Annotated in this window: 18 protein-coding genes; 14 read left to right on the top strand and 4 right to left on the bottom strand. The window is 58.1% G+C overall.

The features are described 5' to 3' along the window. Positions 1-31: 31 nt before the first annotated feature. The gene (locus OHL14_RS12465; protein WP_263379681.1) at positions 32-589 is read left to right on the top strand and encodes a YdeI/OmpD-associated family protein; all 558 of its coding nucleotides are present in this window, start codon (positions 32-34) and stop codon (positions 587-589) included. 69 nt (positions 590-658) lie between these two features. On the opposite strand, the gene OHL14_RS12470 is transcribed toward OHL14_RS12465, so the two are convergent. Together OHL14_RS12470 and OHL14_RS12475 are read right to left on the bottom strand one after the other, a co-directional pair. After that, entirely contained in the window at positions 659-1,120 is a 462-nt protein-coding gene (locus OHL14_RS12470) for a (deoxy)nucleoside triphosphate pyrophosphohydrolase (protein WP_263379682.1), read from the bottom strand. A gap of 46 nt (positions 1,121-1,166) precedes the next feature. Then, positions 1,167-1,895, bottom strand: a complete 729-nt coding sequence (locus OHL14_RS12475) for an HAD family hydrolase (RefSeq protein WP_263379683.1) — start codon at positions 1,893-1,895, stop codon at positions 1,167-1,169. Between the two features lie 177 nt (positions 1,896-2,072). On the opposite strand from OHL14_RS12475, the gene uxaC reads away from it, so the two are divergent. Further along, the gene (uxaC, locus tag OHL14_RS12480; protein WP_263379684.1) at positions 2,073-3,470 is read left to right on the top strand and encodes a glucuronate isomerase; all 1,398 of its coding nucleotides are present in this window, start codon (positions 2,073-2,075) and stop codon (positions 3,468-3,470) included. 94 nt (positions 3,471-3,564) lie between these two features. Here the strand turns inward: uxaC and OHL14_RS12485 are convergent, their stop codons facing one another. Further along, the gene (locus OHL14_RS12485; protein ID WP_263379685.1) at positions 3,565-3,963 is read right to left on the bottom strand and encodes a hypothetical protein; all 399 of its coding nucleotides are present in this window, start codon (positions 3,961-3,963) and stop codon (positions 3,565-3,567) included. A gap of 155 nt (positions 3,964-4,118) precedes the next feature. Between OHL14_RS12485 and OHL14_RS12490 the strand changes: the two genes are divergently transcribed. The 12 genes from OHL14_RS12490 (at position 4,119) to OHL14_RS12545 (ending at position 24,870) form a co-directional block, all read left to right on the top strand. Further along, on the top strand, positions 4,119-5,426 hold the full coding sequence (locus OHL14_RS12490; protein WP_263379686.1) for an MFS transporter: 1,308 nt from the start codon (positions 4,119-4,121) through the stop codon (positions 5,424-5,426). 68 nt (positions 5,427-5,494) lie between these two features. Next, the gene (locus OHL14_RS12495) at positions 5,495-8,581 is read left to right on the top strand and encodes a sensor histidine kinase (protein ID WP_263379687.1); all 3,087 of its coding nucleotides are present in this window, start codon (positions 5,495-5,497) and stop codon (positions 8,579-8,581) included. Then, positions 8,578-9,201, top strand: a complete 624-nt coding sequence (locus tag OHL14_RS12500) for a response regulator (RefSeq protein ID WP_263379688.1) — start codon at positions 8,578-8,580, stop codon at positions 9,199-9,201. The genes OHL14_RS12495 and OHL14_RS12500 overlap by 4 nt, the downstream gene beginning before the upstream one ends. Before the next feature lie 294 nt (positions 9,202-9,495). Next, a complete protein-coding gene (locus tag OHL14_RS12505) occupies positions 9,496-12,993 on the top strand; it encodes a TonB-dependent receptor (protein WP_263379689.1) in 3,498 nt (1,165 codons plus the stop codon). Between the two features lie 194 nt (positions 12,994-13,187). Continuing rightward, positions 13,188-13,898: an RraA family protein gene (locus OHL14_RS12510; protein WP_263379690.1), complete on the top strand. Its 711-nt coding sequence runs from the start codon at positions 13,188-13,190 to the stop codon at positions 13,896-13,898. A 9-nt stretch (positions 13,899-13,907) separates the two neighbouring features. Then, positions 13,908-15,191: an aminotransferase class V-fold PLP-dependent enzyme gene (locus tag OHL14_RS12515; protein WP_263379691.1), complete on the top strand. Its 1,284-nt coding sequence runs from the start codon at positions 13,908-13,910 to the stop codon at positions 15,189-15,191. 24 nt (positions 15,192-15,215) lie between these two features. Continuing rightward, positions 15,216-15,713, top strand: coding sequence for a RidA family protein (locus OHL14_RS12520; RefSeq protein ID WP_263379692.1), 498 nt, complete (start codon positions 15,216-15,218; stop codon positions 15,711-15,713). Between the two features lie 46 nt (positions 15,714-15,759). Further along, on the top strand, positions 15,760-17,373 hold the full coding sequence (locus tag OHL14_RS12525; protein ID WP_263379693.1) for a PLP-dependent transferase: 1,614 nt from the start codon (positions 15,760-15,762) through the stop codon (positions 17,371-17,373). Between the two features lie 85 nt (positions 17,374-17,458). Continuing rightward, positions 17,459-18,820: an amidohydrolase/deacetylase family metallohydrolase gene (locus tag OHL14_RS12530; protein ID WP_263379694.1), complete on the top strand. Its 1,362-nt coding sequence runs from the start codon at positions 17,459-17,461 to the stop codon at positions 18,818-18,820. Between the two features lie 135 nt (positions 18,821-18,955). Then, complete coding sequence (gene hrpB / locus OHL14_RS12535; protein ID WP_263379695.1) at positions 18,956-21,289, top strand: ATP-dependent helicase HrpB; 2,334 nt, start codon at positions 18,956-18,958, stop codon at positions 21,287-21,289. 305 nt (positions 21,290-21,594) lie between these two features. After that, the gene (locus tag OHL14_RS12540; RefSeq protein WP_263379696.1) at positions 21,595-22,503 is read left to right on the top strand and encodes a tetratricopeptide repeat protein; all 909 of its coding nucleotides are present in this window, start codon (positions 21,595-21,597) and stop codon (positions 22,501-22,503) included. Between the two features lie 114 nt (positions 22,504-22,617). Next, positions 22,618-24,870, top strand: coding sequence for an OPT family oligopeptide transporter (locus tag OHL14_RS12545; RefSeq protein WP_263379697.1), 2,253 nt, complete (start codon positions 22,618-22,620; stop codon positions 24,868-24,870). 424 nt (positions 24,871-25,294) lie between these two features. Here the strand turns inward: OHL14_RS12545 and OHL14_RS12550 are convergent, their stop codons facing one another. After that, the gene (locus tag OHL14_RS12550) at positions 25,295-26,350 is read right to left on the bottom strand and encodes a P63C domain-containing protein (protein ID WP_263379698.1); all 1,056 of its coding nucleotides are present in this window, start codon (positions 26,348-26,350) and stop codon (positions 25,295-25,297) included. Positions 26,351-26,418 lie beyond the last annotated feature (68 nt).

Here is a 26,418-nt window from a genome sequence, read left to right on the forward strand (position 1 = left end):
AGCGCAGCGCCGAATGCGGTAAAGTGCTGGCATGGCGATGCTATCCAAACGCAGGTGGCCGGAAGAGACGGAGTTGCTGCGCAGCTACCTTGAGGAATTTCCTTTCGAGGAAGAGTACAAGTGGGCGAAGCCGTGTTTTTCGTTCAACGCGAAGAACGTGGTTTTGATTCAGGGTTTCAACGAGTACATTGCGCTGATGTTCTTCAAGGGTGCGCTGCTGAAGGATACAAAGAAACTGCTTTTCCAGCCGGGGTCGCACCAGTCCGTGAGGCAGTTGCGTTTCAAAGACTCTGAGGAGATTGCGGCCAATCGGGCCGCCATCAAGAGCTACGTTGCTGAGGCGATCAAGATCGAAAAGGCCGGGCTAACGGTGAAGCTGAAGGAGCGGTCAGAGTACGTCGCGCCTGACGAGCTCGAAAAAGCTTTCAAGACGATGCCTGAGTTGAAGAAGGCTTTTTACGCGCTGACGCCGGGGCGGCAGAAGGCGTATCTGTTTCACTTTGCTGGAGCGAAGCAGTCGGCGACGCGGGCCGCCAGGATTGAGAAGTGTGCGCCGCGGATACTTGAGGGGCTTGGGATCAACGACTAGACCATCGCTTGCATCCATCGAACCCACGTTCCAGAAGCGGGACATGGGGCACCCAGATTCTTGCTAGGGTTAGAGGAGTTTGCCGTCGGCGAGGTCGCGGATGAGGGTGAGGTCGGCGGCGAGGAAGTCGTAGGTCGGCAGGTCGCCGATAGGACTCCAGAGCATCTGCTGGAAGATGTGGTTCACCATCTCGCCACGATACTCCGTGACGGTGTAGAAGCCGATTTCGATGACGCCGCCGTTGCGGTAGTTGTGGCGGATGGTAGTGATTTTGCGGCCGATGGTGGCGTCGATGCCGAGCTCTTCGGAGAGCTCGCGGGCGAGAGCTTCTTCGGGTGTTTCTCCCTCTTCGATCTTGCCTCCGGGGAACTCCCACTTGAGGCCCATGGGCTGGTCGGGGCGGCGCTGACAGATGAATATTTCCAGATGTGGAGCTTCGCCACGCAAGATGAGAGCAGCCACGACGCGGCGCAACGGCCTGGGAGCGGCTGTCGGGCGTCGTCCGTTAAGTTTGCGGATAGGCTGCTTCACGATCTTCTACAGTGTAGACGTGTCGGACAGGGATAAGGGGCCAACGCTACCGATTGGGAGTGACCGAAGCGGGGTAATAGACGGGCCAACCCTCGTCGATGCTGCGTTGTATGAGCGCAGGGGTGGGATTTACCGGGAAGGGTCCGCGCGCGATGGAGATCATCGCAGCATCATGGACGGAATTGCCAAAGACCGCGTCCGGCGCGGTGATCCCGGCGTTATGCAGGGAGGTGACCTTGCCTTCGTCCGTGGGAACGTCGAGCAGGCGATCGGTGACGATGCCGTTCTCGGCTGCAACGCGAGCGCAGAGAACGCGGTTTGCGGGGATGTTGAAGCGCTGAACACCTTCTTCAATAACCCAGTCGTTGGTCGAGCTGACGGCCCAGATGTCGCAGTCGTTGGCCTGGAGTGCGTGGATGAGCTCGAGCATCTCGGGGAAGATGTTCTGCTCAATGCGCGTGGCGAAGAACTCGGCCGCGGCGGAGCGCAGGGTCGATTCGGGCAGGTCGCGATAGACCTGCACCATCTCGCCGCAGATGGCGAGCTCAGAGACCTGGCCTCGCTTGTATTCGTCATAACGCTGATTCATCCAAGCGGTCTGCTCGGAGCCGAGGACGCCGTTTTCCATCGTCCACCACATGAAGGTGGAGCCGGCGTCGCCGGACCAGAGGGTACCGTCGCAGTCGAAGACGGCGATCTTCGGGCTGAGCGCGTGAACGCGGGCGTGGAAGTCAGCGGTGGACAGGATGTGGGCAGCGGTAAGGCTTTCGGACAAGACGTTCGACTCCCGTGGCAAAAAGGCCGTAATCCTAAGTAGAGCAGCTTCGTGGAGATCGGACAACGCTGAGTCAGCTGTATAGCGTAGACGGGCGGTCCGAAATCCTGTCTGACAGCAATCAGGAAACTCTGTTACGCTTCTGCGGTAGACATTTGCTCCACCGGAGATTGTTTGATGTTGAACGGAAATCGTTTATTCCCTGCTGAGAGTGCGGCGCGTTCCGTGGCCGTTAAGCTGTACGAGTCGATCCACAACCTCCCCATCATCAGTCCGCATGGGCATACGGATCCGCAGTGGTTTGCGGAGAATAAACCATTCCCGAGCCCTGCGGCGCTGCTGCTGCAGCCGGACCATTACATCTTTCGGATGCTGTACTCGCAGGGGGTGAGCCTGGAGTCGCTGGGTGTGCCACAGGTGGACGGCAAACAGCAGGCGGATCCGCGCGAGGCGTGGAGAATCTTTGCGCGGCATTATTATTTGTTTCGCGGAACGCCGACGCGGCTGTGGCTGGACTACACGTTTCAGGAGCAGTTCGGGCTGAAGGACCGCCTGAGCGCGGACAATGCTGACGAGTATTACGAGCACATCGACAAGTTGCTGCAGACGCCGGAGTTCCTGCCGCGCGCGCTGTTCGAGCAGTTCAATATCGAGGTGCTGGCGACGACCGACGCCGCGACCGACACGCTGGAGCAGCACCAGAAGATCAGGGCCTCAGGATGGAAGGGCCGCGTGCTGCCGACCTTTCGCCCGGACTCCGTGGTGGATGCGGAGTACATCGGCTTCCATGACAACCTGAAGCTGCTGGGAGAGGTGAGCGGCAAGGATGTTTCGACCTGGAAGGGGTATCTGGATGCGTTGCGCCAGCGCCGAGCCTTCTTCAAGGAAAATGGCGCGACGGCGACCGACCATGGGCATTTGACAGCGATGACCGCCGACCTTCCGCTGGGCGAGGCGACCGCTCTGTACGAGCGCATCTACACCGGCAAGACGAACCCGGGCGACATCGAGTTGTTCCAGGCGCAGATGTTGACGGAGCTTGCGGGCATGAGCGTGGAAGATGGTCTGACGATGCAGCTGCATCCCGGCTCGATCCGCAATCACAATGCGAAGGTGTATGCGAAGTTCGGTCGCGACAAGGGCGCGGACATTCCTTCGCCTACGGAGTATGTGCGCGGGCTGCGGCCGCTGCTGTCAAAGTATGGAAACGAGCCGAACTTTACGTTCATCCTGTTCACGCTGGATGAGTCGACGTTCAGCCGCGAGCTGGCGCCGCTGGCAGGGCACTATCCGTGCCTGCGGCTGGGGCCACCGTGGTGGTTCCACGACTCACCGGAGGGCATGATGCGCTTCCGCGAGACGGCAACGGAGACAGCGGGTTTCTACAACACTGTTGGTTTCAACGACGACACACGCGCGTTCCTGTCGATACCGTCGCGGCATGATGTGGCACGCCGCGTCGATTGCGCCTTCCTCGGCAAGATGGTGGCGGAACATCGCCTGGATGAGGACGAGGCGTTTGAACTGGCGCAGGACCTGACGGTGAACCTGGTGCGCAAGGCGTACAAGCTTTAGCGTTCGCAGCAGGGGCGTTCGACCTGATTGATCGAAGCTGTGAGTGCCGATGATCGGTGTTCACAGCTTCGTCTCGTTAGGGCATCGAACTCAGCTAATTGCTCTTGCCATGTGTGACCTCGACAAATTCAGCGGCCACGAGTGTCTCGGGTACGGCGCGACTGACAAGCAGAAAGAACTCATCCTTCGCGTCGATATCACTGCCAAATACTTCCTCGGCATCGACGGTCTTTAGCAGGCCGAGAAGATAAAGTTCAGCGAGACATTCCTGCTTGGAGGTGAAGAACTTGCTCCAGCTCCTCTTCCATTCGGAAGCCATGACGGAGGCCTGGAAGACGTCGCCGGGATGCCAGGAGATCAGGACGTGGACCTCCAGGCCGTTGATTATGGGATTGGGTTGAAACGGTAAACCGGGCAGCATAACAAAAAACCTCAAAAAAATCAGACGTACTCGCGCAGTATGGCATTGTGCAGCGTTTGAAATATCGGCCATTGCCCGCGATGATCTTGTTGTAATTTCCTGCGCGATAGGGAATTTGCGCCCTTCAAGGGCTTGCAACGGTGTTTGCGAGGGGGATTCGATGCGCGCAGTGTAGACTGCTCCATGTTTTTCTCAAACGCGTAATTCATCCGCAGGGAGTAGGTCAAATGTCCGTAGTGCGTCGTACCCACGTCAGGTTCTTCCTGGCTTTCTGGCTGTTTGTTCTTAGCGGCGTCGCTTTTCTGGATCGAACAAATATCTCGATTGCTGGCCTGCAGATAAGTCAGGAGTACGGTCTCGGCAATCAACGGCTGGGCTGGATCTTCAGCGCATTTTTGATCGGATATGCGGGCTTTCAGGTACCGGCTGGCTGGCTGGCTGCGCGCTTCGGCCCGAGGCGTGTGCTTTCGCTAGGTGTGTTGTGGTGGGGTGTGGCGACGGCTCTGACGGCGTTGATGCCAACGGGGATCGCGCACACCGTGGCGCTGCTCATTGCGATTCGTTTTGCGCTTGGTGCGGGCGAGGCCGTGATCTATCCGGCGGCGAATCAATTTGTCGCACGCTGGGTGCCCGTGCAGGAGCGCGGCTTTACTAACGGGCTGATCTTCGCTGGCGTTGGCGCAGGCAGCGGATTGACGCCTCCGATTTTGACCTGGGTCATCACGCACCAAGGGTGGCGTGTGGCTTTCTGGTACAGCGCGTTGATCGGGCTTGCTGCGGGTGCGGTGTGGTGGCTGGCCGCGAGGGATACGCCGGAGGAACATGCGTATGTTTCGGCGAAGGAGTTAGAGACGATTCACGATGGACTGTATACGACAGCTACTGCGGCGACGGCAGTTTCCGACACGCGAGAGCCGGTTGCTGCGGCGACGATCTCGTGGCGAGCGATCCTGCAGCGTCGCGATTTGCCTGCGTTGATGCTCGGTTATTTCAGCTTCGGCTATGTCGCATGGATCTTCTTCAGCTGGTTCTTTCTATACATGGCGCAGGTGCGAGGCTTCGATCTCAAATCGAGCGCGCGCTACACGATGTATCCGTTCCTTTCGATGACGGTCTGCTGTCTCGCAGGAGGAGCGCTGAGCGACTGGCTTACGCGCGTCTATGGACTTCGCGCTGGACGCTGCGGACTTGCTGCTGCGGCGCTATTTATGACGGCGGCCTTTCTCGTGGTCGGATCGCAGATCCATAGTCCGCAGATGGCGGCGATCATTCTCGCGGGCGGAGCGGGAGCGCTCTACCTGTCGCAGAGTTCATTCTGGTCGGTCTCGGTGGATATTGCCGGCCGCAGTTCGGGAGTGTTTTCCAGCATGGTGAACATGGGGGGGCAGATCGGAGGGGCGGTGACGGCGTCACTAACGCCATGGATCGCACAACGATTCGGCTGGACCACGTCGTTCGCGATCGCCGCTGCGCTGGCGGTGGTGGGAGCAATCTGCTGGTTGACAGTGCATCCGGAGCGGCCGCTCGAGTCGTGACATCGGGCAGGCGGCTTCGGCGCAGTGCCGGGGAGAGGCTATGATTTCCTCATAGACAAAGGCCTGTGATGTCCAAACTATTTTGTGCGAATACTCAACCCGTAGGGCTGCTGACGCGTTTACCAAGACGAAGGCTGGCGCTGGTGCTGGTGATCGCGCTGTTCAGCTGCGTGGCAGCATCGGCAGCGACGCGTACTACGGTGCTTCACTTATCGGAGTATCAGAAACAGGACTGGCAGGTGGAGGATGGCCTGCCTGAAAACTATGTGCGGACAATCGCACAGCGGCCGGATGGAGATCTGCTGCTGGCGACGTCGTCCGGTCTGGCGACCTTCGATGGTCTCCGCTTCAAGAACGTCCCGCTTGAAGTGAACGGGCTGATCGACAACGAAGCCGTGAACTCAGTGCTGTACGGCAAAAACCACGACCTCTGGATTGGCACCGATGGCCGCGGGGTGCTGTATCGCAGCGGCTCGGGAACAGTAAACATCAGCGAGCGAATGGGGCGCTTCAATGAACGTGTTCGAGCGATGCATGAAGACGCGCAAGGGGTGCTCTGGATCGCAACGCAGAACGGCGTGGAGCGCTTCAGCGGCGAAAAGATGGAGGTGCTTTCATCAGCGGGGATGATCTCCGGGGACATCACGACCCCGTTTGCTGAAGACGGATTTGGTGGCATGTTCTTTGTGACGGCGTCGGGACTTTTTCATTGGAGTGATGGCGTGGTGCATCCCTTTCCACTTCGCTCCGCTGGCACACCTGTGGCTGTCTATCGCGATGAGCAGCAGCGGCTGTGGGTGGGAACGGCCAAGGGCGTGTTGCAGTTAGTTCTTCGCAAGGGCAATGCCCGCGAATTTTCAGATCGATTCGATCAGGTGCCAAGGGCCACGGTCTCCGCGCCGGTGACGGTTTTGCTTGGGGATGCGATGGGCAACTTGTGGATCGGCACGCGCGGAGGCGGACTTTGGAGGCTTGGAGAGGATGGCGTGTCACATTGGTCGTCGAGCAATGGGCTCGCCGACGATACGATCCGCTCGCTGCTTGTCGATAAGGAGCAGAACCTGTGGATTGGGATGCGTACCGGCGGTCTCAGCCGATGGCGCAAGGGAGCATTCGCTCCGTATGGGACGCCTGAGGGTTTCCGAGCAGACCTCGCTGCAAATACATTTGCCGATAGCCACGGAGATCTATGGCTGGGGACCTGGGGCAAGGGACTCTTCCGACGGCACAATGGGCAGCTGCAACCGATGAGCCCGCCGGGGATGCCAGTCTCCACGCCGATCCGTGCGCTGGCAGAAGACAGGCGTGGACAGATCTGGGTGGGGACGTGGTTCGATGGGATCTATCGCTACGACGGTCGCGCGTTTCACCACTACTTGCTGGGTATTGAATCTCCTGGCAATGCGGTGAGTTCGATCCTTGCCAGCCGCGACGGTGGGCTGTGGGTGGGAACCTACACGGGGCTCTTCTATTTTCCCGGCGGCGAGCCAACGGCGACTCATCCGCCACCGTTGTTGGAGTCGAAGCTAATCACGTGCATTACGGAAGATGTCGATGGCTCAATCCTTGTAGGCACAAGCACTGGCCTCTATCGCGTGCGCAATGGCGTGGCGATCGCCGTGAGCGGATTGCCCCACTCCTACATTCTTTGCGTGACGCTCGACAGTCTAGGCTCGGCATGGGTCGGCACAAAGGCCGGTGGGCTGTCGTTGATTCGAGGGGAAGAGACGACGTCGCTGCCGAAGAGCAGCGGGATCGCTCCCCTGCTGGTCAGCACGGCGATCGAAGACAACGACAATCATTTCTGGCTGGCGACCTCGCGTGGAATCGTTCGTATCTCCATCGCCGAATTGCATGAGGTTGCTGCGGGTAAGCAGGCGAAACTTTCGACTGTCGTTCTGGGTAAGGGCGATGGCATGCGGTCGAGCGAGTGCGATGGCGTCTCCAAGCCAGCTGCGACACGCACGGCGGATGGGACACTGTGGTTCGCGACTGCAAAGGGATTCGTACATACGACCGATGTCGCGGAAAAGGTTGGAGCTTTCAGCCCCGACGCTACGGTGACGGGCTGGACATTGTCGAATGATCCGAGCACGGCGGATACATTGACCGGCTCGAACGTTGAGCTCGAGGCAGGTCAGACCGACGTTATTTTTTTCTTCAACTCAAGTGTTCTCTCCAATCCTGCGCACGTGGAGTACCGCTACCGGCTTGCGGGCTATGATTCGGATTGGACGAACACGTACGCGCACTCCGCTCGGTACCGTCATCTTTCGCCGGGCAGCTTTCGGTTTGAGGTACAGGCGCGCAACAGCGGCGAAGCGTGGGTGTCGCCCATCGCGTCGCTGCCGGTGCGGCAGATGCCCCACCTCTACCAGACGTGGTACTTCTACGTGGCGCTGGTGCTGGTGACGGCTGGCCTGGCGGTGCATCTGTTCCGTCGGCGTGTGCAAATGATGAAGGGGCGTATCGGCATCGTGCTGGAGGAGCGTAACCGCATCTCGAGGGAGTGCCATGACACGCTGATGGCCGGCTTCGCTGCGATCTCCTGGCAACTGGAGGCGACATCCAAGCTATTTCATGACAGCGATTCTGCAGCGACACCGGCGGCGAAGTCTTGTGAACTCGCGCGCAGCATGGTCTCGCACTGCCAGGCAGAGGCGCGCCGCATCATCTGGGATCTGCGCGATACAGAAGAGGTCACCAATATTCTTTCTCTGGCGTTATCACGGACGCTAGCAACGAATCACATGCAGGATGTTGTGCGCACGACGCTCGATGTGGAAGGAGAGGAGATCGCGCTGACGCCGAGCTCTGTGCATCACCTGGTCTGTATCGGACAGGAGGCTGTGTCGAACGCGATCCGACATGCGCAGCCTTCAGCGATCGCGATCCATCTGAAGTACGAGGCCGATGCGGTTTATCTCTCCATTCGAGATGATGGCCGCGGCTTTCACCTCTCTGATCGGTCGGAGTCGCGCCGGGGCCATTTCGGAATACCGGTAATGGAGGAGCGCGCCCGCAAGCTGGGAGGCACACTGCGAATGCAGAGTTCGCTTGGAGCTGGCACAGAGGTGGTGGTCAGGGTATCCTTCAAAGCTATGCAGCAACCTTTGCGTCAAGAACAGCACATCATACGGTGGATCGGGATATGAAGGCGATCCACGTACTTTTGATTGAGGACCATTTTCTTGCGCGCATGGCGTTGCACTCGGTGTTGTCAGGACATCCGCAGATCCAGATTGTGGGTGAGGCTGGTGACGGCCTGCTGGGTATCGAGCTGTATCGAAGTCTACGACCGGATGTGGTGGTGCTCGATCTTCGACTCCCGCAGATGAGTGGCTTCGATGTCATCATCCAGTTGCGCAAGGAGTTTCCTACCGCGCGCATTGTGGTGCTTTCCAACTACCAGGGGAGTGAAGATATCTACCGCGCCGTACGCAGCGGCGCCATGGCGTATCTTACGAAGGATGCGAGTGGCGAAGAACTATTGAATGCGATCCAGAGCGTGAATCGCGGCTTGCGATACCTTCCGCATGTGGCGCTGGATCGCCTGGCAGAGCGCATGCCGTCAGTGGAACTGACACCTCGCGAGAGTGAAGTGCTCGCCTGCATCACGCGCGGACGCAGCAACCGCGAGATTGCAGAAGACCTCCACATTGCAGAGAAGACGGTGCGCATCCACGTCAGCTCTGTGCTCGACAAGATGGGCGCGCGCGATCGAACGCAGGCGACCATTTATGCCCTGCAACGGGGCATCGTGCACCTCGAGTAGCACCTTTCCTGCCGCTCACTTAGAAAAATTCGTACCCGTGGCAAGGCAGCTGCGTATATTCCCGGCTGCCTGCGACCCTTCGCGCTTGCGAGGTTGCTACGTCATTTGTCCTAGTTCGCGCACCGGCAACTGCCTCATGACAGTCTTTCCGACTTGTAATCAAATCGTCACATTCAAGAACAGCACACGACTCGTTGTGAATTCGAAGGGCACGCTTACCCCGTAGCCGGACGTGTGCGAGTTGCTCCAAATTCTGCATTGCTTGGCACTACAAGAATTTTTCAGGAGACTACCGTGACGAAGAAACTGATTTATTGCCTCGGACTTCTGCTGAGCCCCACCCTGCTCAGCTCCCAGGTTGCAAACAACACCTCGCTCGTAGGCACAGTGCTCGATTCGAGCGGAAGCGTCGTCTCTGGCGCGAAGGTGACTGCGGTGGAAGAGGCCACCAAGGTGACGTACTCGGCAGTGACCAACAGCGCCGGCTACTACGCGATCACTTTCATCCAGCCCGGTACATATGACCTGACCACAGAGGAAAAGGGTTTCAGCAAAACGACGACTGTCGGCGTACCTGTTCCCGTGGATATCGCTGTACGTACGGATGTTTCTCTGAAGGTTGGATCGACTGCGGATACCGTCACGATTACCGCGTCAACTCCGCCACTCGCAACGGATGATGCAAGTCTTGGAGAGACGTTCGAGACCAAGCAGGTCGAGGATCTTCCGATCCAGGGACATAACGCCCTTGAAGTCGCGGCTCTGGCGTCGAACGTCATCGTTGGATCGAAGACGAGCTATTCGGGTAATCCTCCGGGTGTCGACTTCATCGGCGCTGGCCAGCGCGAGACGCAGAACGAACTCACGCTGGATGGCATCTCCATTATGAACAACCTGGGTAATGTGACGCCTGCTCGCCCGAGCACCGACATGGTTTCAGAAGTGCAGATGCAGAGCGGTAACTACTCGGCTCAGTACGGCGCCTACCTCGGCGTTCACATCAACCTGATCAGCAAGTACGGCACGAACGATCTTCATGGTGTGCTCTACGACTACATCAAGAACACGGATCTGGATGCGCGCAACTTCACGGATAAAAAAGCAACGTCAACGACGCCGGCAACGCTGAAGGCGCCGTTGAACTACAACCAGTGGGGCTTCACACTCGGCGGCCCAATTTTCGTGCCGAAGCTCTACAACGGCCGCAACCGAACGTTTTTCTTCGGTTCTTATGAAAAGCTCAATCAAAAGGCGCAGTCCACGGGTACCGCCAGCGTGCTGACACAGGCGATGCGGAACGGAGACTTTTCCGCACTGGGCTCCTGGAACGGCACGGCGTGCGTGCTCCCGGCAGGTCAGGTGGCAGGTTCTTACACTCCCACCTGCATCAAAGACCCCCAGAACCCGACTGTCAATGGTGGTTACTATCCGGGCAACGTGATCCCTGCGAATGAGCTTGCCACTGCCGCCGCTGCGATCGCAAAGAAGTACGAAGCCTATGTTCCGCTTCCGAACACCACAACCTCCACGGCAAACGGTACGCAGAATAACCTTGCGAGCGTCAACTTCCCCAGCCGCCTCTTCGTAGCGCAGACCCTCGAGCGTGTGGACGAAAACATCGGCGAGAAGGTGAAGCTCTTCTTGCGCTTTCACTGGCAGGATCTAACGTACGCGAACGGTAACCAGGTTCCCGTGTCCGGTGGTTATGGTCCAGCTAACAGCCGTAACTACGCGATCGGTTATACGCATATCATCACGCCGAACATCGTCAATGATCTTCACCTCGGACTGAACCAGTTCTACACCGCTGCGGTGAACTACTGGTACCAGAATGGCTTGAAGACAGCGGGCACCGATCTGGGTATTCCGGGTTTCAATTACGACACGACACAGAACATGCCGGGCATCCCGAACGTGCAGGTCACAAGCAACACGGGCATGAACATCGGCAACAATGGCACGAACTGGTTCCAGGACGATCGCACGCTCGACGGCTATGACCAGATCAGCTATACCCACGGAAAGCACAACATCATCGCCGGCGTCGAAATCCGTAAGCTCGAGACGGGACGTATTGCAGCCAACGAGGTTCTTGGTCTGTTCAACTTCACAGGTTCAGTAACCGGATACGGCGGTGCGGACTTCGTACTCGGCCTGCCCAACAATGTGCAGACGCCGGTAGCCAGCCCGAAGGGTTCGGTCGCTGAGTATCGCGATGGCTTCTTCGTCCTCGACAACTGGCAGGCGACCTCCAAGCTGACGCTCAACTATGGTCTGCGTTACGATCTGCCGACCGTTCCGTACAGCCTTAACGGGTACGTCCGAACAATGAACGCTGCGCAAACCGTGCTGTTGCCTGTTTCCTCGGCGACCACGGCTGCCAGCTTCACGCCGGTTCCGGGCTACAAGCTCGCCAGCCCCACGCACGATAACTGGGGACCTCGTCTCGGCTTCGCTTATCGGGCTCTTCCACATACCGTGGTGCGTGGCGGCGCTGGTTTCTATTACAACGCCAACCAACTGAACAGCTTTACTCTGCTTACCAGCAACAACTATCCTTTCGGCGCTTACTTCAGCTATGCAGCTGCGCAAGGTACGGCTGCGAACCCGCTTTCATTCACCAACCCCACGCCTGGTCAAGCCAGTGCTTCGCCTGTGACCGGCACCTGCTCACCGAGCTGCACTTACGGCAGCGCGGTCACATATGACCCGGCAAACAAGACGCAGCGCAGCTATCAGTGGAATCTCTCTGTGGGCGAGGAGCTCTGGAAGGGCGCGGCCGCGGAAGCGCAGTATGTCGGATCTCGTTCACTTGATCTTGACACCAGCGACTACGACAACCTTCCGAACTTTGGAGGCACTGGCGTCGTCTTCACTCAGCCCACGAAAGTGAATCTTGGTTCCGCACAGGGTAGCTGCGGACAAGCGACGTGCCTTGTTCGTCCTAACCAGCTATTCGGTTCCATCCGCGATCTCCGGAACATTGCGTGGTCGAACTATCAAGGGCTAACACTGGTTCTACGTCAGCGCTCCTTCCACGGAATCTCGGGTCAGGCGAGTTACACCTGGTCGCATGACCTGGATGTCTCTTCCGATTCGAACGGTGGCGGCACGCCTTCGCAGCCATTCAATCTCGCGGCGGACTACGGCAATTCCAACTGGGATATCCGTAACCGCTTCGTCGGTGCGGTCACTTACGAGCTCCCGAAGTTCAGCGGGTCGAACCTTCTTGTTCGCGAGGCTGCCGGTGGTTGGCAGGTCAACGCGGTCGTCAACCTTCAGTCCGGTATGCCCTACAACGTGACTCTTGGTTACAACAGTGCTGGTCTGGATCAGGGTTCCGAACGTCCGAGCTGGGTACATGCTCCCAAGTCGAACTGCAGCATCCAGACCTATATCAGCGGCAACACGACGCCTTGCTTCGACCTGACTGCCTACCAGTTGCCGGTCGCACAGCAGACGCCGAACGGCACAGGTGGCACGAACTACAACTACGCGTTTGGTAACACGGCACGGAACGTTCTCCACGGGCCAGGTTTCAACTACGTGAATATGTCCTTGTTCAAGAACTTCTCCATCACGGACCGAGCCAAGTTTCAGTTCCGTGCAGAGGCGGCGAATGTCTTCAACCACCCGAGCGCGGCGAATCCGAATGCCACACTCAATGCGGCTGCGCTGAACTCGACGGCTGTGAGCGCCGGTAGCGCGGGTACTGTCACTTCGGTCCAGGCGATCCCCGGTGAACTGACGGGATCGCGCGTTCTTCAACTCGCTGGGAAGATCATCTTCTAGCTCAACCCTTGTGTTGTTCTCCGGGGCCGCTGCGGTCAACCTCAGCGGCTCCATCGTTCCTTCAACCTTTCCGCCTTGATTCCCTCCGCATTCAAGGAGCAGTATCAGTTGCTATGAGACTCCCAATGTTTCAGCACACCTTGCGCTCTATCCGATATGGCCTTGTCTTGCTGGCTGTTGCTATCTGTGGATTGATGGCATCGGCAGCCCACATCGTTCACGCGGATACACCAAAGACTGCAGCAGAATATAAGACCGATCCTGTTGCAATGCTCGATGCCTACCGCCATGTGGAGGCTGCCTCCGTGTCGGATGCGATTGAGCAGCTGCTGCATAAGAAGAGCTATATGTCTCATCACATGCAGTCCATCTTTCCGACCAAGTTTGCGGGTCCGGCCCTTACCGTCAAACTCGTTAAACAAGAAAATCACGACGCAGATGCGCTTACAGGAATGCTCAAAGCGATCGACTCCGGCAGCGCTGGTTCCGTCTACGTGATGAGCGTGGAAGACGGCGCAGACATTGCTGGTATGGGTGGACTAATGGGCACCGCCATGTTCTCGCGGGGATTTGCCGGAGCCGTGATTGATGGAGGTGTACGCGATCTGCCGCAACTGAAGCGGATAGGCTTTCCGGTCTACTCCACCGGTAGTGTGCCTTCTACTTCTGTCGGGCATTATCGCTTTGGCGGGACGAATCAGACCATCGACTGTGATGGAGTGAAGGTTGCTGCGAACGACATCATCGTTGCCGATCAGGACGGCGTGGTGGTGGTGCCGCGCGAAAATGCGCCAGAGGTTTTGGTGCTCGCGCAGAAGTTGGATAACAGCGAGCACTCGATGTATCCGTTTATTGAGAAGTTTCATTCGATTGCGGAAGCAGTGAAGCAGTTCGGTCGCATCTAAACGCGCAATATGCGAAGGAGCAGGATCTTGAATCAAAGCAGAGTCACTCGCAGAAACTTCCTTCGCTGGTCACAGTCCGCTCTGGGGCTGCTGGGCGTGCTACCTGCAATCGGTATCGAGACTGCTGCTGCGACAGTGCCTTCTATTGCCGCGGGCGATGACTATTATGCCAAGCTGGGCGTCGAGAAGATCATCAATGCAGCTGGTACGTATACCTATCTGACTGCGGCGTTGATGCCGCCGCAAGTTCAGCGCGCAGTCGCTCAGGCGGCTCTGCATCCGGTGCGCCTGAAAGATCTGCAAAGGGCTTCGGGTGAGTACATCGCGAAGAAGCTTCGTTGTGAGGGTGCCGTGGTTACATCGGGAGCCTCCGCTGCACTTACGTTGGCAACGGCGGCGTGCATCCAAGCGGCAAATGGCCTGGAGCCGAACCAGATCCCCGAGGACGTTGCCGGCCTGAAGCATGAGGTGATCGTGCAGAAGGCTCACCGCTATGAGTACGACCATGCGATGCTGATCTGCGGTGTGCGGATCGTGGAGGTTGTGACTCTCGAAGACTATAAGCGTGCCTTCGGTCCGAAGACGGTGATGACGAACTTCTTCAACTCCGCTGAAGGTGGAGAGATTGATCGCCAGACCTGGCTGGACATTGCGCATCAGCACGGTGTGCCGTGCCACATCGACGCAGCGGCCGACATGCCGCCAATCGAGAATTTGTGGAAGTACACGGGCATGGGCTATGACCTGGTCTGCTTCTCTGGAGGTAAGGGAATTCGCGGGCCGCAGAATGCGGGTCTGCTGCTGGGCAAAAAGCAGCTTACGGATCTGGCTGTCGCAAACAACAACCCCAACAGCGATGCCGTGGGGCGCGGCATGAAGGTCGCCAAGGAACAGATCGTAGGCATGGTTGCAGCGATCGACTGGCTGCTGGAGCAGAGCGACGAAGCGAATGAAGCGGAGTACATGCGTCGCGTGGATATCATCAAGGCCCAGGTGAAGGATGTTCCTACGATGAAGGCGACGGTGCATGTTCCGGAGATTGCCAACCGCGTTCCCCATCTGATGTTGACTTACGATCCAGTGGTTGTTGGTGTGAGTCCAAAGCAGGTGATGGAACGTCTCAAGCAACAACGACCGTCGATCGAGTTGAATCCTGCGACAGGAACTTCCGGTCGCTTTGGATCGCTCTCCACAGAAAACACAATCGTTATCGGCACCTGGATGCTGCAGCCCGGCGAGGCGGAGATTGTCGCTCGCCAGGTGCGCGCGGCTCTGCTGCATCCCAAGCTCTAACTAACCCCACGAAGGAGTCGTCCCATGGAAAAGCAATCGAGAAGAGGTCTACTGAAGAGCGCGGCAAAGGCCGCTGTCGCCGTCACGGGCGGTGCTGTCCTCTCGCAAGGCGCAGCGGCACAGACAACCGTGGCTCCGCAGAAGAAGAACTATCCGCCGAAGACGCAGGCTGACAAGATTCCGACGACGCCGACGAAGGCGCCGCTGTTCTCGAGCGCGGTTTCATTCGGCAACCTGCTCTTTCTCGCGGGCGTTGGAGCGCATTTCAAAGGCACGATCGAAGAGCATACGAAGCATGTTCTCGATGAACTGGAGAAGAATCTCATTAACGCTGGCTCCTCCATGGACAAGGTCTTGAAGGTCAACGTCTACCTCAACGACCTCAAGGACTATGCCGCGATGAACAGCGTGTACGCGACAGGCAAGTGGGGCGACATCCCGCCTGTGCGCACCACGGTTGCTCCTGCTGGCGGCATCCCTGGGGATTCGCTGGTCGAGATCGACCTTATCGCTCACCTCTAATCTTCGAGACTTCATCCACGCAACATCCGTCAGGAAGGCGATCTTCATGTCTCTGTTTACTAGCACCCCGTGGTCCCGGCGAGAGGTTCTCAAGAAGTCTGGGATCCTCTCCGCCGCAAGCGCCGTCTCTGCCGTCTCTCCGTTTGCAGCAAATGCTTCTGGCGCACCCTCAGATGCAGAGCAGAAGATGCCGGTAAGGGAAGGCACGGAGAAGGACAATCTCTTCACACGCATCGGTGTACGTCCGCTTATCAATGGACGTGGCACATATACGATCATCAGCGGCTCGCGCTCACTGCCGCAGGTGAAGCAGGCAATGTTCGAGGCTTCCAACTACTTCGTGCAGCTCGACGAGATGATGGACGGCATTGGCGCGCAGCTCGGCAAACTGACGGGAGCAGAGTGGGGCATTGCGACGACAGGCTGTGAGGCTGCGATCTGTCTCGCTACGATCGCATGTATTGCGGGTACCGATATCGAGCGCTGCCAGGCGCTGCCGTATATCAAGGGGCGCGATCAGGTCATTATTCCAAAGCATTCACGTAATCCCTACGATGTCGGCGCTCGCATGGTCGGCGCAGAGATTGTTGAGGTAGATTCAGCGGAAGAGTTTCGAGCGAAGATCTCTGCGCGCACGGCGATGGTCTACATCATGTCCAGCCCGGCGACGGAAAAGGGACCGATGAGTATTCGTAACCTGTGTGCCATCGCGAAGGAGAAGGGTATTCCCGTGTTTGTGGATGCGGCTGCGGAAGAGCCGCTCAACCCGAACATCCACCTAGCGGCCGGCGCGACGCTTGTTGGATACTCGGGCGGCAAGTGTATGCGTGGACCGCAGTCTTCTGGCATGCTGATTGGTCAGAAGGACCTCTGCAAGGCAGCGTACTATCAGGCCGCGCCGCACCACTGTTATGGTCGTGCCTTCAAGTGCAGCAAGGAAGAAGCCATGGGTTTGCTGGCTGCCGTGGAGCAGTGGTACAAGCGTGATCACGCAGCGGAACAACGCGAATGGCGTTTGTGGCTGCAGAACATCGAAGCTCGCATCAAGCCTCTGCCTTCCACCAGCTTCGAGTATCTTGAGCCAGAGGACCTTTCGAATAAGGCTCCGCGGCTCCGGATCAAGTGGGACGCGAATGTTCTGAAGATTACCGGCACGGAACTGGTCGCTCGTCTCGACGCAGGCTCACCGCGCATTTTGATCGACGCTGGCGTTGGCCATCGTCCGGATGCGATGGCGAGCTCTGTGATCATCATGCCGTACATGATGGACGCGGGCGAAGACCGCATCATTGCGGATGCAATCTATGAGGGACTCACGAAGCCCGGTCACTATGAAAATCCCGTCGTGCCTACTGGAACTGCTGTCGCGGTGAACGGAGCATGGTCTGTGAAGATCCAGTATCCACGCGGCATTGGTGAGCAGACCTTCCTTCTGGAGCAGAGCGGGAACAGCGTTACGGGCACGCAGACTGGCGAAATCTATCATGCCAAGCTGAGTGGTGTGGTGCATGCTGACACCGTTGAACTGCACAGCAATATGGAAGTGCCCGGCAACTCAATCCCGTGGACGTTCAAGGGTAAGGTCGATGGCAACGTCGTTTCAGGGACCGTGACGATGGGTGAGTACGGCGGTGCGACCTGGAGTGCCACGCGTAGTTAGCCCCTGCTTCGGTAGGTCTATTGGAGCTGCCAAAGCTTACTTTTCTTCTCACCTCTTGCTCTACCCAATCAGTAAAGGATTTCAAATGAAGCAGTCTTCTCCGGCCAAACTCCTCCTATGCGCAATCTGCTTTCTGAGCCCCGCATCGCTGGCTCTTGCTCAGTCCGGTCTGCCTGTGTATGACCTGCTGCTCCACGGCGGTCATGTGCTGGATGACAAGAACCATGTCGATGGAGTGATGGACGTCGCCACAAAAGACGGAAAGATTGCCAAGGTCGCATCCCATATCGACCCAAAGGATGCATTGAAGACGATCGACGTGACCGGACTGTATGTCACTCCCGGGCTCATCGATCTTCACGTACACGTCTACAACGGAACGGGTGAGCGCGGCTCATATGCGGGGGACCTCAGTGTTCCGCCCGATGGCTTTACCTTCCGCAACGGCGTCACGACTGTGGTGGATGCTGGCTGCTCGGGCTGGAAGAACTTCGAAGACTTCAAGCAGCGGATCATCGATCGCTCGAAGACGCGCGTACTCGCGATGTTGAACATCGTAGGCTCCGGTATGCGCGGCGATAAGTATGAACAGAACACTGCCGATATGGATGGTGCAGCAACGGCGAAGATGGCATTGAAGTATCCGGGTCTCGTTGTGGGCATCAAGACGGCACACTTTGCCGGGCCTGAGTGGACGCCTGTTGAGCAGGCAGTCATTGCAGGCACCCAGGCGAACATTCCGGTGATGGTGGACTTTGGTGTCGATCGCCCGACACGTCCGTTGTACGATCTGCTGACGAAGAAGCTTCGCCCAGGCGACATCTACACGCATATGTACTCCGGCCTGCGACAGGAGCAGGACCCTGTGACGCTGGGACCGAGTAAGGCTTTCATCGAAGGTCGCAAGCGCGGGATCTTCTTCGATGTAGGCACAGGTGGCGGCAGCTTCAAGTGGTCGCTGGCGGTGCCGATGGTGAAGGATGGTTTCCTTCCTGATTCGATCTCGACTGATCTTCACGTGACCAGCATGAACAGCGCTACGAAGGACCTGCTGAACGTGACAAGCAAGATGATGGCGATTGGCGTTCCGTTGAAGGATGCCATCGCGGAGATCACATCGCATCCCGCGCATGAGGTCAAGCGCGACGATCTCGGCAATCTCTCGGAAGGATCGGTCGCGGATATTGCGGTGTTGCGTGTCGAGAAGGGGCACTTCGGGTTTACCGACATGCAGAATCTGCGTGTAAACGGTTCTGAAAAGCTGGTGGATGAGTTGACGGTCAAGGATGGCAAGATCGTCTATGATCTCAACGGCATCGAAGCGCTGCCTTGGACGGCGAAGGCTCCGATTGATCCGAACGCGAAGTATGCTTCCCGCTGGACATCGTTTGCTCCTGTACCGCCTGACAGCCATGGAACCCACGAGGACGACACGCTTGTTCACTAATCGGATCTGATAGCAACTGTCATTCAGCTCAGTCTTCGGACTGAGCTGAATTCGTTTGCTCTAGAATCAGCAACAGGGGAGGGAATCGCATCGTCCTGCTCTAATTTCTGGAAGCGATGGTGTTGAATCTTCTCCGTGAGCACGAAGTCCACATCTCTTTCTGCGCTACCGGTCGATGCAATTCTGCCTGAGGTACTCGCAGCTCTCGGGCGGACACCGAACCTCGTGATTGAAGCGCCACCTGGTGCGGGCAAGACCACGCGGGTTCCGCCTGCGGTGCTTCGTCTCGTACATGGCGAGGTTGTAGTGCTAGAGCCGCGTCGCATTGCTGCGAGGATGTCGGCACGCAGAGTCGCTGCGGAGATAGGCGAAGAGGTTGGTGGCATTGTCGGCTATCAGGTTCGCTTTGAAGATAAGACCGGGCCACGCACACGGCTGCGCTTTGTCACGGAAGGCATTCTTACGCGCAGATTGTTGAGTGATCCGATGCTTAAGGGCATCGAGGCGGTCATCCTCGACGAGTTCCATGAGCGGCATATAGAAGGCGATCTGGCGCTGGCTTTGCTGAAGCGTCTGCAGCGATCGCGACCTGAGCTGCGGATCATCGTGATGTCGGCTACGCTCGATGCTGCGCCTATCGCTCGCTATCTAGGCGACTGTCCGATTCTGCGTTCGGAGGGGCGCATCTTTCCTCTCACTGTGCGGCATCTGCCGTATTCGTCCGCGCCGCTGCATGCGCAGGTCAGCAACGCTATACGGTTGCTGCAGGGGGAGCAGCTGTCCGGCAACATCCTCACATTTCTGCCCGGTATTGCGGAAATTCGCCGTGCCGCACGCGAGTGCGAAGCGATTGCGCGACAAACTGGCTTCGTGGTGCTTCCACTACATGGAGACCTGTCGCCAGCGGAGCAGGATCTTGCTGTGCTGCCCTCGGCGCAGCGCAAGCTGATTCTTGCAACCAACGTCGCGGAGAGCTCGGTGACGGTGGATGGCGTAACGACGGTGATCGATAGTGGTCTCGCGCGGCAGTCGACGTTTTCACCCTGGACAGGTCTGCCGACGCTGGTGATAGGTCGCGTCAGCAAGGCTTCTGCGACGCAACGTGCTGGGCGTGCTGCGCGGACAGCGCCAGGACAGGTGCTTCGGCTGTACTCGGAGGAGGACTTTTCCCTGCGAGCCTCGCACGATCTCCCCGAGATTCAGCGCGCCGATCTCTCGCAGCTTTTGCTTAGCCTGCGAGCGATGAAAATCGCGCACCTCGATGACCTCGACTGGCTGGATGCTCCGTCGCAGGAGGCTGTCCAAGTTGCTGAGTCGCTGCTCGACCGCATCGGAGCGACCGGCGCGATGGTGCAGCGACTGGTGCAGTTGCCTTTGCATCCGCGGCTTGCTCGCGTCGTCGTTGAGGCTGTCGATCGCGGCGTCGGCCACGATGGATGCAGGGTCGCCGCGATGCTCAGTCTCGGCCAGCGCAGCGAGAAGAACGATCTGCTGGCTACGCTCGATCTGTTGCCCGATTCTCAGCTGCGCGAGCACACCAGTCAGCTCGTCCGTATGGCGCGCGCTCCAAAACAGACTGCTCCGAATGACGATGAATTACTTCTCTCGCTGCTTGCAGGCTTTCCTGACCGCGTAGCGCGCCGTCGTGCAGGCAATCTAATCCTGTTGTCCTCTGGCGTCTCTGCGGAACTGATGGGACAACCACCTGCCTACGAGTTTTTGCTGGCGATCGATGCGGAAGATCGCAAGGAGAGCCCTCTGCCACTCATTCGCCTTACCGCGCGCGTAGAGCCGGAGTGGTTGTTGGAGCTGTTTCCTAATCGGATCGAGGAGAGTTCGACGCTGGAGTGGAACCTGGCGACCGAGCGTGTCGAACAGGTGCGCTCGCTTCGATATGACAAGCTGGTGCTGGAGGAGTCTCGCGGCAATGCCCCCGCGTCCGAGGCGGCTGAACTGCTGGCGCGCAAGGTGCTGGAGGTCGGCGTCGATCGTTTCGTCGATGCGGAGGAGTTTGAGCAGCTTCGCACGCGACTGGCTTTTGCCGGACTTGGTGATGCCAGCGTGGAACGGACGGTACGCGAGCTCTGTGTCGGTTGCCACAGTTTCAACGACTTTCGCGAGGCGGCGAAGATGTTTCTTCCTCTGCTGGAGCAGCAGACCGACGCGCGCCGTCTCGCGGAGCTCGCGCCTGCCAGCGTGAAGCTGCCGAACGGGAAGTCGACGAAGGTTCATTACGAGCAAGGTCGACCTCCGTGGATTGCGTCGCGTCTGCAGGACTTCTTCGGGATGCAGGATGCGCCGCGCATCGGTCCGGAACGTACACCGCTCGTCGTGCATTTGCTGGCCCCGAACTATCGCGCGGTGCAGATGACGACCGATCTGGCTGGCTTCTGGGAGCGGTTGTACCCGCAGGTGCGCCGCGAACTGATGCGGCGGTATCCGCGTCACTCGTGGCCGGAAAAGCCGTAGAATGCAGCTCCTGTTGGGCGGCGTTGATAGGTATCAGCCTGTGGAAGACCGAAGGGTAGAGAAGCCTTCTGCAAGCTTTATCCACACCCGCAACACTATGAATCGCATGGAGTACAGACCAATTGTGTAACTTGAACCGATTTTGGTTCAGGATATCCACTGAAAACTTGATATTCACAGTTTATGGCCTTGAACGGTGTGCGTTTGCCACGCATACTCGCAGCTAGAGATCAGCTGCTGACGCAACTGCTAGCTCTGAACCGCCAGGTCCAGCCCGACGAGACCAGCCCGAGAGATGAAGTGCCATGAGCCGTTACTGCCGTGAAGATGTGTTGCGCATCCTACATCTGCCAGTTCGCCAGCTCGTTGCCTGGGAGAAGGCAGGACTCATAGCCATATCGGAGGAGTACTCCTTCGACGAACTCGTTCAGCTGAGAAAGCTGCGTGATCTGGTGGCGACCCGGATTTCGGTCAAAAGCATCGTTCGTTCGGTCGATGCCATGCAAAAGGTCTCCGGCATGACGAACCCGCTGCTGGAATCGGTCGCGGTGCGTCACGGTTCGCGCGTTGCGTGGCGTCAGTACGGCGCGCTGGTCGATCCGGTTACGCGGCAGATGGCCTTCGACTTTGAGCTTACGGCGTCGACCGGACTGGCTGTGGTGCGTCGCCGCGGTCAGGACTCGAACCAGCAGGTGTCCGGCGAGTCGCAGGAGATGTTCCTTCGCGCGGTGAGGCTGGAAGAAGTTCCCAATCGTCTGGCGGAAGCCAAAGAGATCTACGAAACCCTGCTCGAACTGCATCCCGGTCACGCGGCTGCGGCGATCAACCTTGGCACTATCCGCTATAACGAGCGGGACTTTGCCGGTGCGGAGGCGATGTATCGCCGCGCAACGGAGTCCGATCCCGAGTATGCGCTGGCGTTCTTCGACCTGGGCAACGTGCTGGATGAGCAGCAGCGACTGGACGAGGCGATCGTCGCCTACGAGCGCGCGCTTAAGCTGGTTCCGCAGTATGCCGATGCGCACTACAACCTGGCGCTGGCGTATGAGCGGCTGAAGGAGCCGCGCAAGGCGTTGCGCCATTGGACGAGCTACACGCAGCTCGATCCGACGGGACCGTGGTCGAACCATGCTCGCGGACAGGCCAAGCGCATCCTTGCCAGCGAAAGGCTGGCGATTGTGACGCGTCATGGTCGCACGATGCGCATAGCCTGATCTGGCTCAAGAGTACTGATGAGCGCAGCGGGCCAAACGCAGCAAACCAGACCCTCAGACTGATACACTCCGACGAAACGCACCTTGCGACCTCGCGTATCGGAGAGACTCCTGATGGCATCACAGACGACCTTTCGCCCCTTTGTTCCTGCTGACCAGAGCCCAAAGGAGCTGTCGTTCCGAGCGCTGGCTTTAGGTGCAGTCTTCGGCGTGCTGTTTGGGGCGGTGACGGTTTACGTAGGCCTTCGCGCTGGACTAACGGTCGCGGCGAGCATCCCAATTTCGGTGCTGTCGATCTCGATCCTGCGGGTCTTCGGGCGGTCCACGATCCTCGAAAATAACATCGTGCAGACTGCGGGTAATGCAGGGCAGTCGATTGCTTCGGGTGTGATCTTCACTCTGCCTGCGCTGGTGTTTCTGGGCTTCGATCTCGAGGGTTTCCGCATCTTTGCGCTGGCGCTGTTTGGCGGCTGGCTTGGCGTGCTGTTCATGATTCCGCTGCGACGGCAGCTGATTGTGGAAGAGCATGAGACGCTGATCTATCCCGAGGGAACTGCCTGCGCCGAGGTGCTGAAGGCGGGAGAACAGGGTGGATCGTTTGCGAGCCGCGTGTTCCTTGGGCTTGGCATCGGCGGACTTTACACGCTGTTTCAGAACGAGAACCTTACGAAGCTGTTTCCGGCGACGCCGAACTATCAGCCGAACTTCGATCCCAACGGGCAGCAGATTCTGAAGGGTGCGGCGATCCGCGCGGATGTCACGCCTGAGTACATGGGCGTTGGTTACATTATCGGGATTCGTGTGGCTGCGGTGATGCTGGCTGGCGGCGTGTTCAGCTGGCTGGTACTGATGCCTGCGATCGTGTTCTTCGGCAAGCATCTGACGGGACCGCTGTATCCAGGAACGGTGCCAATCAGCCAGATGAGCCCGAGTGACCTGTGGCGGACGTATGTGCGACCGATGGGCGCGGGGGCGGTGGCCGCAAGCGGACTGATTACGTTGCTGCGAACGGCACCGACGATCATCGGGGCGCTGACCTCCGGCTTTGCCAAGATGGGTAAGGCGAAGGCGAGCGTGGACGAGAAGCTGTCGCGTATCGAGCATGACCTGCCGATGAGCGTTGTTGCTGGTGGAAGCGTGCTGCTGATCGTGCTGATGTTCTTGTTTCTGGAGTTCAAGCCGGTTCCGGGAGCGCAGGTTGGCTGGCTGGCGAACATCGCGGCTTCGATCCTGGTGCTGGTGTTCGGGTTCCTGTTTGTGACGGTGAGTGCGCGCATTGTGGGCATCGTTGGATCGAGCGCGAGCCCGGTGAGCGGGATGACGATTGCCACGCTGATGGCGACCGCGGCGATCTTCCTCGTGAAGGGCTGGACAGCGCCTGCGTTTGGCGCGCTGGCAATCACGATTGGCGGCATTGTTTGTATTGCGGCTTCGAACGCGGGCGATACGGCTCAGGATTTGAAGACGGGTTATTTGGTGGGCGCGACGCCGTGGAAGCAGCAGGTCGCGGTGATGTTCGGCGTGGTGATCTCGACGGTTGCGATTGGAACGACGCTGAACGCGATGAACAAGGGGCTTGAGAACTTCCAGAAGCTGCCAACGCCGCGAGCGATCTCGCTGGCAGCGCTGCCTGAAGGGGTGCAGAACCAGGGGCAGTTCAAGCGCGATGAGTTCAAGCTGAAGTCGAAGGTGAATGGAGCGGCCGAGCTTTCCGTTGTGGGCGAAGTGACGGACGCGAAGAAGTATGTGCTGCTGAACGCGATCGGATCGCCGGTGCTGGAGGACGGAAAGTATCTCTACAATCCGGCGACGGGAACGATCGATATTCAGTGGACGCAAGGCATTGGGAGCGAGAAGGCTGCGGCTCCGCAGGGACGCTTGATGGCTACGGTGATCAATGGAATCCTGAGCCGCAAGCTTCCGTGGGGACTTGTGCTGCTGGGTGTTGCGTTGGTGATCGGGATTGAGTTGCTGGGCGTTCGGTCGCTGACGTTTGCGGTTGGAGCGTATCTGTCGATCGGTACGACGCTGGCGATCTTCTGCGGTGGTCTGATTCGGTGGTTTGTGGAGCAGGCTGCGCAGCGCGCGGGCGATGGGCCGAAGACGGAGGCCGAGAGCGAGGTGTCTTCAGGAAGTCTGTTCGCTTCGGGGCTGATTGCTTCGGGCGGAATCATGGGACTGATTGGCGTTGCGACGCAGGCGCTGAACCTGACGTTTCCTGCGTTCAAGGAGACCAATCCTTTCTACAAGGATTGGGTGAGCGTGCTTTGTTTTGCGATGCTGGGGACGAGCTTGTATTACTTTGCGCGGAAGCCGATGCCTTCAGAGGCTGTTCTGGAGGCGGTGGAAGAGGAGTTCAAGGGCTGACGGTATAGCCCTACCCCCCCCCCCTAATTAAGGCTCAAAGTACTCAAAATAAATAGTTTAGGTGAGGACTTTCGGAGGCAATAAATACGCTGACTAACCCAGCTACTTTTTGCGATTCTTGACATATCGTACTCGCCAATAAATCAGTATCAGAATGGCTGCTAGGAAAACCACAGGGCGAAGCTGATACCAAAGTATTAGTGCCATGCCAGCCATGCTACCGCAAGAAAGCCGCCCGATGGTCTGAGCGGCTTTAGGTTGACACTAAGGTTTAGACTCTATTTAGGGATAACGATCACGACCGTACCGTCTGGCTGTACTGTGACGGTTACGCGACGTGAACCGGGGCGGCTAGGCTTTGGGATCATTTGTTCGCTGTCCTTTCCGGCCACCTGTTAGCGCAGGTGGCCTTAGTATTGGGATCCTAATTTTCCGGCAACGCGGGTACAAAGCTATTTCCATCTGGAAACGGAAGCTCAAGGGTATTACCGCGCTTCGGCATAACTTGGTCAACCATTTTGACGAAACGATTCCACCCGAAGCCGCTTGCAATTGCCAACCGCTGAAACATGATGAGCGAGTGCATATGCTGCGCTAGCAGCGGGTCGCCGATATCTTCCGTTAGCCATTGGTGAAGTTTGTTCTTGCGGTTGCCCTTGTCATCTTTGGGAGACTTCTTCTCTAATTCTTCTAGGAGGCTCGGTGCTATGCGCTGGTAGACGAGATCGCGCGTGTAATAGGCCACCACGCTGTATCGGTTCTTTTTCATGCCAGGCCAAGGCCAGTTTTTCAGCTTGTAGATGTTCTCGTAAAACTCATCCGGGAACTTCTTAGCCCATGCCGCCAATTCCTTCGCAACGATTTTCTCAAGATAGGCTTGAAGAGCGTTCTGTGGGCGTACAGCTTGATATCCGGTGGCTTCGTCAATCAGAGCGACGATGCCGATGTGGGCGAGCGAACGAAGCATTATCTCCGCCTTCGCTGCCGTGATTAGCTGCCGCTTGCCTAATACGCCGTCCCGCGCTGCATCCATCCAGATTTCGCAAATCTTTGGAATCAGTTCACCCGTGATGGCAATGGCCGTTCCGCCTGTCAAAGTCTTGTAGCGTTCTGGCTTGTAGTGCACAGAGCCTAAGTGTCTCTCTATGTATGGCTTAAGGTTCTTATGGGCAAGAAAAAGAGGAATATGTGCACCGCCATTTTCCGCCTCCTTGCGACGGACTGACAAGGCACCCGAACGGTACATCCCGAGAGCGGACATAAAGTTCGATTCGTTGACGACGCGGCGCTCACCATCAAGCACGGCACACGGAATCTCCAAATCGCCGATCTTCAATGTGCCTTCGTTTACTGCTTGCGGAAGGTCTGCGTTTCCCCATCGAGCGGATGCAGCCCTCTTCGCAATCTCCGTACGCTTCGCAGGACTGAGTACCTCGGCGCGAGCCAAACCGCCCGCAGAACCTTTCGCTTCTTCGCTCATGCTTGCACCTCGAATTTGATAATAATGCTTGCAATTAGATTACGCAAGCATTATTCTAAAAATGCTTG

This window comes from Granulicella paludicola, assembly GCF_025685545.1.
GTDB lineage: Bacteria > Acidobacteriota > Terriglobia > Terriglobales > Acidobacteriaceae > Granulicella > Granulicella paludicola.